This window comes from Rhodococcus sp. NCIMB 12038 (assembly GCF_002165735.1).
Lineage (GTDB): Bacteria > Actinomycetota > Actinomycetes > Mycobacteriales > Mycobacteriaceae > Rhodococcus_F.
Window position 1 is genome coordinate 55,716 of sequence record NZ_NHML01000029.1, and the last position, 15,069, is coordinate 70,784.

Here is a 15,069-nt window from a genome sequence, read left to right on the forward strand (position 1 = left end):
ACGTCCTTCTTGTGTGATCGGATGGGGATCAGGCGGGGCGCTTGAGCATGAGCCCGTTGCGGCGGGCGTTGCACACGATCTCGTCACGTTGGTTGAGTCCGAGGTGACGGAAGAAGACGATTCCGGCGTCGTTGCGGCTCTTGGACTCTCGCTTGCCGATGATCTCGGTGCGGACGTGGATCGTGTCGCCGTGGAACACAGGCTTGGGGAACGTGATCTCCTCGAACCCGAGATTCGCGACCGTCGTGCCGAGGGTGGTCTCGGGCACGGGGACACCACAGACCAGCCCGAGGATGTAGAGGCTGTTGACCAGTCGCTGGCCGAATTCGGTGGTCTTGCTGTACTCCGCATCCAAGTGCAGGGGCGCGAGGTTCAGCGTCAGCGAGCTGAACAGTACGTTGTCGTACTCGGAGACCGTCCGCCTCGTCGGGTGGTCGATCACGAGACCGGATTCGAACTCCTCGAAATACAAACCGGGCATATCGGCGCCCTGCCTTTCACTTTGTTTCGCGTGACGAACGTCTGGCAGTTCCGCCAGGAATAGGAAGTGACCTCACGTCCGCGCAATGAGCGGGATCGGAGTCGAGTGACATGAGGCGTGCGCCCCATCCGAGAGTTAATCTACTGTCGATTAACGTACGAGTCAACAGCGCCTTCTGTGCTAATTTTCAATCGATGACAGACACGAGACGCGGAACCGAGTCGAACTCGCCCGCCGGAACCAAAGCCGCGCGAACCCGGCAGCGCATCATGGATGCGACCGCTCGGGTGGTCGGAGAACGCGGCTACGCCGGCACCCGACTCTTCCACGTCGCATCGGAGGCGGGTCTTCAAACGGCGGCGATCTACTACCATTTCGCCTCCCTGGAAGAGCTCATCGAAGCGGTCATCCGGGAAGGAACTACGCAGGTCAACACCCATGTTCGTCACGCTCTCGCCGAATTGCCGCCGGACACGGACCCGCTGGATAAGATCGCGGTCGCAGTCGAGGCGCATCTGCGCGTGACGCTCGGCATGTCGGACTACACCATCGCTGCGGTCCGTAACTCCCGCCAACTTCCCGACTCCATGCGCGCCGCGATCAGCGTCGACGAGGAGGAATACGGCACCGTCTGGCGTGACCTGATGAACGCCGCACACACGGCCGGCCGGATCAGGCCTGACGCCGACCCCTACCTCACGCGCATGCTGATCATGGGCGCTTTGAACTGGGCCGTGGAATGGTGGCGCGAAGACAGGGTCCCGGTGGAGATCGTCATCGCGACCGCGCAGACCATCGTTCGCCGCGGACTGGAGAACCGCTCCGAGCAGGCGACGTTCCCGCTGTTCATCGAGCCCCGCGCCTAGCGGATCGAGCCCCGCACCTGCGCGAATCGGGGCGCGTCGGGCTTATCCGTCCTGGGTGACGGTGCCCCAGGGCAACGACCGACGGATCGACTCAGGTTCCGGCTATTGTCATCCACATCACGTTAATCTACGATCGATTCACGCACCGGGACGGCGATTGAACCGGCGGTCCGATCCACGTCGGCAGCTGCATATCGCTCCAATTTCCTTGTCGTGAACTCTGATTCCAGTGATCCGTCGATCCCGGTCCGTCGAAGTCGATCGAACTCGAAAGACCATCATCTCGAAGGAGAAGTCTTCCATGACCACAATTCGACCGTATCGGTCCATGCTCTTCGTGCCGGGCCACAAGGGCGCATGGGCCGACAAGGCCGTTGCGTCGGGCACCGACGCGATCATTCTCGACCTGGAGGACTCCGTCCCCGCCTCCGACAAGCTGACCGCACGCGACGTCGTCGCCGGGACCATCGGCCGTCTCCACGACCAGGGACTCCGCGCGGATGTGTGGGTTCGGCCCAACAGCCGCGATACGGGACTGATGGGCGGCGATCTCGACGCCGTCGTCGTACCCGGCGTCGCGGGGCTGCTGCTTCCGAAGACCTTCAACGCCGAGGACATCGTCCGGATCGACGCTGTCGTATCCCATCTCGAAGAAACCCGTGGCCTTCCCGCTGGAAAGATCGGTTTCCTTCTGAGCCTCGAAACCGCCTCGTCGATGGCGAACTGCGAGGCGATGGCCGCGGCCACTCCGCGGGTTGCTGCACTCCTCGGCGCCACCGGACCCAACGCCGATGTCGGACGTGAACTTGGATTCGAATTTACCCCGGGGGGCCTCGAAACCCTGTATCTGCGCAGCCGCATCGTGCTCGCGTCCCGGGCGAACGGGCTCCACCACCCGATCGGCGGCGTGTGGCAGGACATCGCAGATCTGGACGGATTCCGCACCTTCTGTGAGGACAACCGCCGCCTCGGGTACCGGGGCATGACCCTCATCCACCCGTCCCACGTCGAGATCGCCAACGAGGTCTTCACCCCCTCCCCCGAAAAGGTCGACTTCTACCGACGCATGGTCCAGGCCTTCCACGACGCCGAAGCCCAGGGACACGGTGCAGTCGACTTCGAGGGCCAGCACATCGACCTCGCTCACGCCAAAACCGCGGAGGGCGTCATCGCCCTCGCCGACGCCCTCGCCCTCGTCTGAACCATCCCGACTGAATCCGCTCTCCCCCAACAAAGTTCTCCCCTCCCCGGCCCTCCGGAAGGATTGCCATGCCCTCCGCCCATGTGTCCTCGCCACCGAGACAAGTCACCGAATCCGCGGCGCGCCGCCGCGCCATCTACGCCGGCGCCACTGGCAACTTCATCGAGTGGTACGACTTCGGCCTCTACGGCTTCTTCGCTGTCACCATCTCGGCGCTGTTCTTCCCGTCGTCCGACCCGAGCGCCGCGCTCCTGTCCACCTTCGCGGTGTTCGCGCTGGGATTCTTCGTCCGCCCCTTCGGGGCCTTCGTGTTCGGGTGGATCGGTGACCGCATCGGTCGTCGGGCCGCCCTCCTGACCGCCGTGATCCTCATGAGCCTGTCGACCGTCCTGCTCGGCGTGCTGCCGACGCACGCGGGCCTCGGCGTGTGGGCCACCGTCCTGCTCGTCGTCCTGCGGGTGTTCCAGGGGTTGTCGGCCGGTGGCGAGTATGCCGGCGCGACGATCTACGTGGTCGAGCATGCACCCCGGGGATGGCGCGGGCGATACGGTTCGCTCTCTCCCGCCGCGGTCGGCATCGGAACCGCAACCGCCGCTGTCGTCTCCCTCATCGTGACCTCGTCGGTGTCCGGGGCCGACCTCACCTCGTGGGGCTGGCGGATCCCGTTCCTGCTCGCCGGACCGATGGGCATCATCGCCATCTTCCTGCGGATGCGCATCGAGGAGACACCAGAATTCAAGGCGGTGCGCGAATCCGGCCAGGTCGAGTCGGCGCCGCTCGCCGAGGGCATCCGTGTAGCGAAGAAGTCGATGGCCACCGTCTTCGGATGGAACATGCTCAACGGTGTCGCCTTCTACATGCTCACCGGCTTCACGGTGGCCTACATGATGAAGGTGGCCGCGCTCAGCTACACCGCGTCGCTCAGCGCCCTGGCCATCGCACTGCTTTTCTACACCGCCGTGTCCCCCGTCTACGGGCTGTGCGTGGACAAGATCGGCCGCCGCCAGGTCGCCGTGTTCGCGGCACTGGGTATGGCAATGTTCGCGCCGCTGGCGTTCTACCTGCTCCACAAACAGACGTTCGCCGCATCGTTAGTCGCCTTGATGGGGATCGGGTTCTTCGCCGCCGGTGTGACCTCCATCGTGGCCGTCTCCATGGTCGACCTCTTCCCCGCCCGCATCCGATTCTCCGCCGGCGCAGTGCCCTATCAGATCTCCATCGCCGTCTTCGGTGGCACCGCGCCCTATGTGGCCACCTGGCTGGGGGGCACCGATATCGAGCTGGCGCCCGGGTACTACCTGTCCCTCATCTCCGCCATCGCGGCAATCGTCGCGTGGTTCGGGTTCAAGGGCGTCAACGAGAATTCCAACGCCGAGTTCGTCGCCCCAGCGGCCGAACGCATCGAGAAATAGTCTCGACATCCCGCGTGCCGACCAGCACTGGCTCACCGCCTCTGCTGGTCGGCACGATATCGGAGACTCCCGTCCTCGCCCTCGGCGACGTCAATTCCGAACGATCACGATGTGCGACGAAGAAAGGCCCTCATCATGTCCACGGTCACCACCAGCCTTCGCGGAACGATCGCGGTACTTCTCCTGAACAACCCCCCGGTGAACATGGGCAATGCGACTCTGCGGGCCGACCTCGCCCGGTCCCTGCGGAACCTCGCGACGGATCGGCAGGTGGAGGGTGTGGTGATCGCCTCGGCGCTGACGCACTTCTACGCCGGCTCGGACCTTTCCGAGTTCGCCGGTGACGTTCGGGAACCGCAACTGCCCTCGGTCATCGCGGCCGTCGAACAGCTGGACGTGCCCGTGGTCGCCGCCCTCACCGGGCTCGCCCTGGGCGGCGGACTCGAATTCGCTCTCGGCTGCGACCGGCGGATCGGAGATCCCACGGTCCAGGTCGGATTCCCCGAGGTGACTCTCGGGATGGTGCCGGGTGCCGGCGGAACGGTCCGTACGCCCCGCCTCACCGGTGTCCCCATCGCCATCGATCTGGTGGCGTCGGCGCGGCGAATCGATGCCGACGAGGCACTCCGCGTCGGCATTCTCGACGACATCGTTCCGGCCGACGAACTCGTCGATCGCGCGGTCGAGCTCGCGAGGTCGGTCAGCGGCAAGTCCCGACTGATCGACCGGCAGGTGCCACCCGCTACCGCCGAAGACATCGAAGCGGTGGTCGCGCGGGTGAGCCGGCGGGCTCGCCCCAACGTCCTCGAGGCGATCGACCTGGTTCGTCGCGCGGGTGACGGCGAGGTCGATGAGGTCCTCGATGCGGAACGGAAGGTGTTCAACCGGCTCAGGCTGTCCGACGAGGCGAGCAACCTGCGCTACCTGTTCTTCGCACGCCGGGCGGCAGCGAAAGCGCTTCGCTCACCTGCAAACCCACTGCCGGTCCGCACGGTGGGCATCGCCGGCGCGGGAACCATGGGCGCATCCCTGGCCCGAGCCTTCATTGATCACGGGTTCGCGGTCGTCGTCTACGACCGGGACCCTGCCGCGGTGGAACGGCTCGACTCACAGGTCAGCGGGATCCGTACCGCCGCCGACATCACCGGTCTGTCCGACTCCGATCTCGTCATCGACGCCGTGTTCGAGGACATGGGAGTCAAGACCGATCTGCTCGAAAACCTGGAGCCCATACTTCGGGACGACGCGATCATCGCGAGCAACACCTCCTATCTCGATCTCTGTGAGATGTCGCGTGCGCTCGAGTATCGCAATCGATTCGCCGGGCTGCATTTCTTCAATCCGCCACATCGCAATCCCCTCGTCGAGGTGATCCGCACTCCGGCAACCGACGACGCAACCGCCGCCACCCTGTCCCGGATCGCCGCCACCCTGGGCAAGGTCGCAATTCCCGCCGGACTCGGTGACGGGTTCGTCGCCAATCGTGTCTACGCCGACTACCGCACGCAGGTCGAGTTCCTGGTCGAAGAAGGCACCTCACCGTCGGACGTCGACCGTGCGATGCGCGGACTCGGCATGCCGATCGGCCCCTTCGCTGTCGCCGACATGTCCGGACTGGACATCGCCTGGGCGCGCCGAAAACGGCTCGCAGCCACGCGTGATCCACGGCAACGTTATGTCGCGATCGCCGACCGGCTGTGCGAAACCGGCCGACTCGGGCAGAAGACCGGAGCCGGGTGGTTCACCTATCCCGACGGTTCGCGACGCGGAGAACCCGATCCCGATGTCGACAGAATCATCGCGGACGAACGTGCGATAAAGGGAGTCGAGCCCCGCCACATCGACGATTCGGAGATCCGAGACAGGGTGCTCGCCTCGATGCTGTGCGGCGCCGCGGTCCTCGTGGACTGCGCAACCGCCGAGCGCGCATCCGACATCGATGTGGCCATGACCGAAGGGTTCGCATTCCCGAAGGCGCTCGGTGGTCCGGTCCGAGCGATGTCCGCCCGGACCGACAGCGAGATCGTCGAGGCCCTTGCCGCTGTTCACGCGTCGTGCCCGGTCACTTTCTCGGTGGCCGAACCCGCGTCGCGCGGTCACCTCCCGGAAGCCGTTACACGCTGCCTGAACGAGGTTCGCGAGCGGCGATGACCCGTACCCGCGATGACGGCGTGATGCCTCGGGTCCTCTACCGTGAACCGGTGACGAAGGACACCTCCGGCAAGGGACGGCGTGGCGACGCCCCCGCGCGCAGCGGCAAGCACACCCGTCAGCTGATACTCGATGCCGCCGCAGAGGTCATGTTCCGGGATGGATACGCGGGAACCAAGCTTGCAGACATCGCCGAGATCGCGGGAATCAGAGCACCCGCGATCTACCGCTATTTCCCCTCACGAGACGACCTCGTCGACGAGGTGATGACCGTCGGTCACCGACGATTCATCGAACACGTGACGTCTATCATCGACGCCCTCCCGGCCACCGCGACGCCACTCGATCGGATACTCGCGGCCGTCGCGGGACATCTGGAAGTAGCCTTGACGATCTCGCACTACGCGGCGGCCTCGACCCGCAACATGAGTCAGATGCCCGAGGATATCCGGGAACGGCAACAAGAGTTGCGCCGAGATTACGGCACGATCTGGCGACGACACCTCGCCGAGGCAGCCGAAGCCGGACAACTTCAACCCGACTTGAATCTCTATGCGGCGCAAGGCCTGATCATCGGAGCGTTGAGCTGGGCCAACGAGTGGTGGGATCCAGAACGACAGACCCTCCAGTCCGTGATCCGAAACGCGCAGGACCTCGTCCGTAACGGTATCGGTCGCTGATTGGCAACCATCGTTTGACGGCTGTTCGGGTCGCGACTTAAGGTCACACTTTCGCGCCATCCGGGGCGAGCATCGGATCAGGTGAGCAGGGTGTTGCAGTGACGGCGAGGGATGTCGGCGGTTCCGCTCCCCGGTTCCGCGCAGCCGCCGACACCGGCAACGGGACTGGTCCGGGCGTTGCGCCGCAATCATTCGCCGACGTGCTGGCGTCCGATCTCCTCGTCTCCCCGACACTCGTGGCCGGCGCGACCGGCACCTCCCATGAGGTGTCGAACGTTGCCGTGATGGCGGTGCCGGACATCGGACCGTGGCTCCGGGCGGGGCAGTTGCTGATCACCACGTCCGCGGTGCTGGGCCGGCTGGTCGAGCCGATCGACGCGTTCCTCGCCCGGCTCGACAGGCGGGGTGTCGCCGGGCTCGCCGTGCGCCTCGACGATGCCACCGCGGCGCTGCCGGCCGAGATGACCGATGCCGCCGACGAACTCGGGTTTCCCGTTGCCGTCGTCGCGGAACCGTATTCGCAGGAACATCCGCTGTCCGGTGCTCTCGCCGAGTCGTCGGCCCGGCAGGTCGACGCCGTGTTCGAGGCGGACCGGCTGCGAAGGGTGCTCGTCGACGTCGTGATGGCCGGCGGCGGGTTCGCCGAACTCGCCGTCGCCGTTGCCCGTGAACTGGGTGGGGCCGTACTGGTCACGACACCCGACGGACGTCAGTTGTGCCGGGCCGGCGACGAGTCCGAACTGGCGCTGCTGGCGTCGAGTGCGGCGCTCGACGCCACCGGGCGGGTCCGCACCGATTCCACGGAGGGCGGGCTCGGCCTGCACCGGCTGGGCGACGAGTCCATCGCGGTGTCGGCGATTTCGGCCAACGGCATCGACCACGGGCGGCTGGTGCACTTTTGCACCGGACGTGCGCTGCGCAGCGAAGACCTGTACCTCGTCGAGCAGGCGGCGGCGGTGTGCGCCCTCGTGGTGGCCCGCGAACTGGTCGTCTCCTCGGTGGAGGAGAAGCATCGCGCCAACTTCGTGCGCGACCTGCTGCTCGGCCGCGGCGGCGAACACGAGCACGTGGTCGCGCACGCCAAGACGTTCGGCTGGGACCTGGACCGTCCCGTGGTGGTCGTGGTGATCGAACCGGATCCGGTCGGCGAGGACGAACCGTCGATGCCCACCCGGATGCCGCTCGTCGAACGACAGGCGCGGGCGTTCACCAGCGCCGTCGCGGGCCGCGACCAGGGCGCCGCCGTCACCGCGCTGGCGACGGAGACGGTGATCCTCATGGGTGTCGGCACCGACACGATGAACCTCGTCCACGAACTCGTCACCACCGTGCGCGGCGCCGGCGGCGGTGGTCGCCGAGCGTTCGGCGTGGGGGTTTCCCGGCCGACGGACTCGGTGGACGGCATCCCCGCCCTCTACGGCCAGGCACGGACCGCGCTGAAGGTGGGACGGCAGATCGCCGGCGCCTGGGCGGTGACACATTTCGACGACCTCGGCGTCTACCGGCTGCTGAGCCTCGTCGAGGACGACCGCGAACTCGAATCGTTCGCGAGCGAGACGCTGCGCGAACTGACGGCCGACACACCCGAGGCGCAGGACATGCGGCGCACCCTCGAGGTGTTGCTCGCCACCAACATCAACATCGCCGAAACCGCACGTCAACTTCACTTTCACTACAACACCCTGCGGTACCGGGTGGTGAAGTTGGAGAAGATGCTCGGGTCGTTCACCGATCACCCCGAATTGCGCCTCGACCTGTCGCTCGCCCTCAAGATCATGGCGATGCGCGGCATCAATTCCTAAAGTTGCCAATTTCGCCGGGCACGTGCTGGCAGATTCTTCTCACGCCGGGTGGCTGACGCTGTAATAACGTTGCCCTCCTATCGAGGTGTAATTGTGACGTGCGGCACATCGCAAGAAACCGGCCGCCGGCACCCCTGCACCGCCACTGTCTGAAAGGTCCCCCTATGCCTATCTGGACACTGCACGGAGATGGCAAGACCATCGCACCCGGGGAGGTCGTCACCCCCAGCGAACGGCTCAGCTGGGGCCGCACGATCGGGCTCGGCGGGCAGCACGTGGTCTCGATGTTCGGGGCCACGTTCGTCTTCCCGATCATCATGGGCCTCAATCCTCAACTGGCCGTGATGATGTCGGGTTTCTGCACGCTCTTCTTCCTGCTCGTCGTCAAGGGCCGGATTCCCAGCTACCTGGGGACGTCGGCCGCATTCGTCGGCGGCATCGCCGCCATCCGCGCCCAGGGCGGTACGTCGGCGCAGGTGACGGGCGCGATCCTGGTGTCCGGCCTCGTGCTCGCCGGGATCGGTGTGCTGATCCACTTCCTCGGCGGCGGGGTGGTGTTCAAGATCCTGCCGCCCGTGGTCACCGGCGCCGTCGTCATGCTGATCGGGTTCAACCTGGCCCCGGTGGTGGCCGGAACGTACTGGCCGCAGGACCAGTGGGTCGCGCTGACGGTGATGGTCGTGCTGGTGGTGGCGAGCGTCGCGCTGCGCGGATTTCTCGGGCGGGTCGCGATCTTCCTGACACTGCTGTTCGGCTACGTGCTGTCGTGGGTTCTCGACCTGACGACCGGCATGATCACGTCGTACGACCCGGTCGCCGGCGCGGTGACCGAACACTTCCGCGTCAACTGGGACGGCGTCTCCTCGGCGTCGTGGATCGGGCTTCCGCCGTTCTCCGACGAGGCGAACGGCATCGTCGGCATCCACGCGCCGTCGTTCAGTCTCACGTTCATCGTCCTCGTGCTGCCCGGTGTCATCGCCCTGATCGCCGAGAACGCCGGACACGTCAAGGCCGTCGCGGAGATCACCAAGACCGACCTCGACCCGATGATGGGACGCGCCCTCATCGGCGACGGCCTGGCCACCACCATCGCGACCAGCGTCGGCGGATCCCCCACGACGACGTACGCGGAGAACATCGGCGTCATGGCCGCGACCAAGGTGTACTCGACCGCCGCGTACGCCGCGGCCGGGGTGATCGCGATGCTGCTGGGCTTCTCCCCCAAGTTCGGTGCCGTCATCTCCGCGACCCCCGGCGGGGTGCTCGGCGGAATCACGGTGGTGCTCTACGGGATCATCGGCCTGCTCGGCGCGAAGATCTGGAAGGAGAACGGCGTCGACTTCGGCAACCCGCTCAACCTCATGCCCATCGCGGCCGGCCTGATCATTGCGATCGGTGACGTGGAGCTGACGTTCAGCGACAGCTTCTCCCTGAGCGGCATCGCGCTCGGCACGATCGTGGTGATCGGGATGTACCACCTGTGCCGCGTCATCGCCCCGAAGGACGCCGACAACGCCGACGACGCCGGCACCGGCCGTCACCACCCGAAGCCGACCACCGACGATGGAACGGTCCCGGACCGGGTCGGTCAGCTCACGTGATCTGCCAGCGTCAGCACGTGAGTTTTGTCACTAGTTCACGAAACGTCGAGCGTACGATACGGGCAGGATCTGAGGAATGAAACCGTCGCCACTGACTTATCACCGACCTCGGTCGATCGACGAGGCCTGTCAGATCCTCGCGGACGTGGCTCACGAGGGGAAGGTGCTCGCGGGCGGGCAGTCGCTGATCCCGTTGCTCTCGATGCGGTTGGCCGCGCCGGCGCACCTCGTCGACATCGGATCGATCCCCCGGCTGGACGCGGTGTCGTCCTCGCGTGACCTCGGTGTCACGTTCGACGCCCTGACCACGCACTCGGTGCTCGAAGCCGACCGCGGCGCCGCGCAGGTGCAGCCGCTGATCGGCCGCGGGCTGCGCCTGGTCGCGCACCCGACCATCCGCAACCGCGGCACGACGGTCGGGTCCATCGTGCACGCCGACCCGTCCGCGGAGATGCCGGCGGTGCTCGCGCTGCTCGGTGGCTCGATCACCGTGCGGTCGGTGCGCGGGGTCCGGGAGATCCGGTCGACCGACCTGTTCGCCGGGCCGCTCGAAAGCACCCTCGAGGCGGACGAGATCGCGACCAGTGTCACGGTCCCGGCCGCCGAGCCCGGCGTCGGGACGGCGATCGACGAGATCGCCCGCAGGCACGGCGACTACGCACTCGTCGGGGTCGCCGCCCAGGTGCGAGTCGAGGACGGTGCGGTGGCCGAGGCCCGGATGACGTACGTGTCGGCCGGTGAACTCGGTGAGGTCGTCGACTACACGGACATCCTGCAGGGTGCGTCCGCGACGGACGACCGGGACCCGTTGTGGCGGAATCTGTCCGAGTTCGCTCGGGAACGGATCGACACCGAACCCGACATCCACGCCACGGCGCGGTACCGGTCGCAACTGGTCGCGGCCCTGACCGCCCGGGTGGGGTTCGCGGCCGCGCAGGACGCAGTGCTCGACGGTGCCGCCGTGCACGTGTCGGCGGGAGGAAGGTGACCATGACAAAGGCAACCCGCAGCATCGACGAGCAACTCGCCGAGCTGCAGGAAGACACCGGCGAACAGCACGTCGCGGTGACGTTCACGCTCAACGCGGTGACGCAGACGGTGGTGCTGCCGTCGCGCACGCTGGCGTCCGACGCGATCCGCCACCATCTGCGGCAGACGGGAACGCACGTGGGCTGCGAGCACGGGGTGTGCGGCGCGTGCACCGTGCTGCTCGACGGCAAACCGGTGCGGTCGTGCCTGGTGCTCGCGGCGAGCCTGGAGGGCCGGGAGATCACCACGGTCGAGGGTCTCGTCGAACCCGACGGCACGCTGCATCCGGTGCAGCAGGCGTTCATCGACTGTCACGGCCTGCAGTGCGGTTTCTGCACTCCCGGGTTCGTCACGACCATCGCGGCGTTCCTCGAGGAGAACGATTCGCCGACCCGCGAGGAGGCCACGGACGCGATCGCGGGCAACCTGTGCCGGTGCACCGGCTACCAGAACATTCGCGCGGCCGTGCTGCGCGCCGCGGAGATCAAGCGCGAGCGTTCGGGCGAATTCCCGCTCGGCAAGGACGACGAGTCGGCACGCGCGTCACTCGATCCGAAGGTCCGCGGCACCACCAACCCCGTCGGGGGAAGGGCAGGGCGAGCATGAGCGTCACGAAACCCCGCACCGCGCCGGCGGGCACGAAGGACACCGGCCGGGACACCGCCGAATCCGAGAAGCTGTTCGGCAAACCGATTCCCCGCACCGAGGACGCCCGGTTGCTGTCCGGCAACGGCCGCTACCTCGACGACCTGGGCCACAACGCGCTCATCGCCGCGTTCGTCCGATCACCGCACGCGCACGCCCGGATCACCGGGATCGACGTCGACGCCGCCCTGGATCTGCCCGGCGTGCACGCGATCTACACGTACGACGACCTCGTCGACGACTCCCCGGAGATGGCCGAGAACCTGCCCCTCCTCATCCCGCACCCGGCGATCACCGCCCCGCGCAACGGGTATCCGCTCGCCAAGGACGAGGTCAACCACGTCGGCGAGGCGATCGCGATGGTCGTCGCCGACAACCGGTACGTCGCCGAGGACGCGTGCGCGAAGATCGACGTCACGTACGAGATGCTCCAACCGGTCGTCGGGATCGACGTGGCCCGGCAGGCGGCCGCCGCCGTGCACGCGGACGTCCCCGACAATGTCGCGGCGCACCTGCAGCACGGATTCGGCGACGTGGACGCGGAACTGGCGAAGGCGCCGCACCGGCTCACCCTGAACCTCGAGATCGAGCGGTCGGCGTCGATGCCGATGGAGGGCAAGGGCGTCTACGCCCGCTGGGACACCGACGAGCAGGCGCTCACGTTCTGGACGTCGACGCAGACGTCGACGTCGGCGCGCGCGGCGATTGCGGCACGACTGAACATGGCGCACAACAAGGTCCATTGCATCGCCCCGGACGTCGGCGGCGGATTCGGGGTGAAGATCGTCCATCCGTGGCCGGAGGAGGTCATGGTCACCTGGGCCGCGCGGCGGCTCGGGACGGCCGGCATCTCGAGCGAGGTCAAATGGGTCGAGGACCGGCGCGAGCACTTCGTGTCGAGTGCGCACGAACGCGGCCAGATCCAGGAGGTGACGGTCGGATTCGACGACGACGGCACCCTCCTCGCATTCGATTTCACGTTCTGGCACGACAACGGCGCCTACCTGCCGTACGGCATCATCGTCATGTTGAACACGTCGACGCAGGTCCTTGGGCCGTACAAGCCGAAATCGTTCCGGGTGGACGCGTATTCGCTGTACACGAACACCGTCATCGTGACGCCCTACCGCGGCGCCGGCCGCCCGCAGGCCGTGTTCGCGATGGGACGGGCGATGGACGCGATCGCGAAATATCTCGGCAAGGACGTCATCGAGGTCCGCGAGCACAACTTCATCCGGCCCGAGGAGATGCCGTACGACTTCCACCTCACGTTCCAGGACGGCCGCCCGCTGATCTACGACACCGGCAACTACCAGGCCGGGATCGACAAACTCAAGAAGCTCATCGACTGGGACGGGTTCGCCGAGTACAAGAAGCAGGCGAAGGCCGAGGGCCGGGCCGTGGGCATCGGGATCGGCGCCTACGTGGAGGGAACCGGGCCGGGCCCGTACGAGGGCGCCCACGTCCTCGTCGAAACGTCCGGGAAGGTGAAGGCCGCAACGGGTCTGACCACTCAGGGGCAGGGCCACCAGACGGCGTTCGCGCAGATCGTCGCGGACGACCTCGGTGTTCCGGTCACCGATGTCGAGATCGTCACCGGCGACACCCGCCGATTCGGCTATGCCGTCGGCACGTTCGCGTCCCGCGGCGCCGTGATGTCCGGTTCCGCGTTCCACGTGGCCGCGCAGATGGTCGCGGAGAAGGCCCGCAAGATCGCCGGGGATGCACTGAACCTCGACCCCGCCGAACTGGAACTTCGCGGTGGGCACGTGTGCAAGATCGGCACGCTGCCGGGCGCCGAGGGCACGTCCATCTCGCTGGGTGTGGTCGCCGTGCTGTCGAATCCGCTGCGCTACGCGTTCGACGACGCGTCGCGGCAGGCCACCGGATTCGCGAAGGCCGACACGGACATGACGATTCCGCCGGTCCGGGAGGGCGAACAGCCCGGACTCGAGGCCACCGGTTACTACTCGCCCCCGACGTCGACGTTCGCGTCGGGCGTGCACGCGGCGATCGTCGAAACCGATCCGGTGACGGCGGAAATCCACGTCCGGCGGTACGCCGTCGTCCACGACTGCGGCAACGTCATCAACCCACGGATCGTCGAGGGCCAGGTCATGGGCGCGGTCGCGCAGGGGGTCGGCGGCGCCTTGTACGAGAAGATCGTCTACGACGAGCACGGCCAGATGCTGAACGCGTCGTACATGGACTTCCTGATGCCGTTCGTCACCGAGATGCCCGATTCGCTCGAGATGGACCACACCGTCACCCCGTCCGGTCTCAATCCCCTCGGCATGAAGGGCGCGGGCGAGGCGGGCGTGATTCCGACGTCCGCCGTCATCGCCGCCGCGATCGAGGACGCGGAAGGCATCCCGATCACATCCATGCCGATATCCCCTTCGGAGTTGTTCGAGCTTCGCCTCGCGCACGCGTCGTCACAGAGCAAGGAGAACGAATGAGAATCGCAGGCACCGCCCTACTGACCGCACCGCCGGAGGCCGTGTACGACAACCTGCAGGACGGAAAGGTCCTCGCGGCCACCATTCCCGGGGTGCAGTCGCTCGAGCAGGTCAGCGACAACCATTACAAGCTGTCGATCACCGCGGGTGTCGCGTCCATCAAGGGCACCTATGACGGCGAAGTGATTCTGTCTCAGCAGAATCGGCCCCAGTCGTTCGTGATGACGGCGTCCGGTGCCGGTGCACCCGGCACCGTCAAGGCCGACGTGACGGTGCGGCTCGAGGAACGCGACGGCGGCACCCTGCTCAGCTACGACGCGGACGCCGTGGTCGGCGGCATGGTCGGCGGCGTCGGGCAGCGGATGATCACCGGGGTCGCGAAGAAGATGGCCGGGGTGTTCTTCAAAGGCATCGACGGCGTCATCGCCAACGGCATCCCGCCGGCCGAGGTCGCCGCGGCGGCGGGTGAGGCCCCGGCGGTCGGCGGCGTCGCGCACGCTGCCCCGGTCCCCGCGGCGGCCGCGGCGCGGCTGCGGGCACCCGAGGCGACGTCCACGGCAACCGTTCTGGCGTCGGCGGCGCTGGGCGCCGGCATCGCCCTCGCCGGTGTTCTCGTCGGCGGCATCCTCGTGCGGGGCACCTGCTCGAAGTAACCCGCGCACACCTTCAACACGGCACCCCGAACCGTCCGGTTCGGGGTGCCGTCGTCTGTCCGGGGTGGGCAGCGCCGAACGAGGACCGC

The 15,069-nt window shown here is 67.0% G+C and carries 12 protein-coding genes; 11 read left to right on the plus strand and 1 reads right to left on the minus strand.

Annotation, left to right across the window (positions count from 1 at the left end; genetic code table 11):
* Positions 1–28: 28 nt before the first annotated feature.
* The gene (locus CA951_RS32950) at positions 29–529 is read right to left on the minus strand and encodes a MaoC family dehydratase (protein ID WP_373414721.1); all 501 of its coding nucleotides are present in this window, start codon (positions 527–529) and stop codon (positions 29–31) included.
* Between the two features lie 146 nt (positions 530–675).
* On the opposite strand from CA951_RS32950, the gene CA951_RS32955 reads away from it, so the two are divergent.
* The 11 genes from CA951_RS32955 to CA951_RS33005 all read left to right on the plus strand — a co-directional run bounded on the left by CA951_RS32955 (position 676) and on the right by CA951_RS33005 (position 14,980).
* Positions 676–1,347 carry a TetR/AcrR family transcriptional regulator gene (locus tag CA951_RS32955; protein ID WP_087560874.1) on the plus strand — a complete coding sequence of 224 codons (672 nt, stop codon included), beginning with the start codon at positions 676–678 and terminating at the stop codon, positions 1,345–1,347.
* 310 nt (positions 1,348–1,657) lie between these two features.
* Positions 1,658–2,548: a CoA ester lyase gene (locus CA951_RS32960; protein ID WP_087560911.1), complete on the plus strand. Its 891-nt coding sequence runs from the start codon at positions 1,658–1,660 to the stop codon at positions 2,546–2,548.
* Positions 2,549–2,616: 68 nt separating this feature from the next.
* The gene (locus CA951_RS32965; protein WP_087560875.1) at positions 2,617–3,960 is read left to right on the plus strand and encodes an MFS transporter; all 1,344 of its coding nucleotides are present in this window, start codon (positions 2,617–2,619) and stop codon (positions 3,958–3,960) included.
* A gap of 135 nt (positions 3,961–4,095) precedes the next feature.
* Positions 4,096–6,111, plus strand: a complete 2,016-nt coding sequence (locus CA951_RS32970; RefSeq protein WP_087560876.1) for a 3-hydroxyacyl-CoA dehydrogenase NAD-binding domain-containing protein — start codon at positions 4,096–4,098, stop codon at positions 6,109–6,111.
* Between the two features lie 50 nt (positions 6,112–6,161).
* The gene (locus tag CA951_RS32975; protein ID WP_256974194.1) at positions 6,162–6,791 is read left to right on the plus strand and encodes a TetR/AcrR family transcriptional regulator; all 630 of its coding nucleotides are present in this window, start codon (positions 6,162–6,164) and stop codon (positions 6,789–6,791) included.
* A 98-nt stretch (positions 6,792–6,889) separates the two neighbouring features.
* Positions 6,890–8,593 (plus strand): PucR family transcriptional regulator, encoded by a 1,704-nt coding sequence (locus tag CA951_RS32980; RefSeq protein ID WP_087560877.1) that lies wholly within the window; start codon positions 6,890–6,892, stop codon positions 8,591–8,593.
* Between the two features lie 164 nt (positions 8,594–8,757).
* Positions 8,758–10,194, plus strand: a complete 1,437-nt coding sequence (locus CA951_RS32985) for a uracil-xanthine permease family protein (RefSeq protein WP_087560878.1) — start codon at positions 8,758–8,760, stop codon at positions 10,192–10,194.
* A gap of 76 nt (positions 10,195–10,270) precedes the next feature.
* The gene (locus tag CA951_RS32990) at positions 10,271–11,182 is read left to right on the plus strand and encodes a xanthine dehydrogenase family protein subunit M (protein WP_087560879.1); all 912 of its coding nucleotides are present in this window, start codon (positions 10,271–10,273) and stop codon (positions 11,180–11,182) included.
* Positions 11,183–11,184: 2 nt separating this feature from the next.
* On the plus strand, positions 11,185–11,829 hold the full coding sequence (locus CA951_RS32995) for a (2Fe-2S)-binding protein (RefSeq protein ID WP_087560880.1): 645 nt from the start codon (positions 11,185–11,187) through the stop codon (positions 11,827–11,829).
* Positions 11,826–14,327, plus strand: coding sequence for an aerobic carbon-monoxide dehydrogenase large subunit (gene cutA, locus CA951_RS33000; protein WP_087560881.1), 2,502 nt, complete (start codon positions 11,826–11,828; stop codon positions 14,325–14,327). Before CA951_RS32995 ends, cutA begins: the two co-directional genes overlap by 4 nt.
* Positions 14,324–14,980, plus strand: a complete 657-nt coding sequence (locus tag CA951_RS33005) for a carbon monoxide dehydrogenase subunit G (protein WP_087560882.1) — start codon at positions 14,324–14,326, stop codon at positions 14,978–14,980. Before cutA ends, CA951_RS33005 begins: the two co-directional genes overlap by 4 nt.
* Positions 14,981–15,069 lie beyond the last annotated feature (89 nt).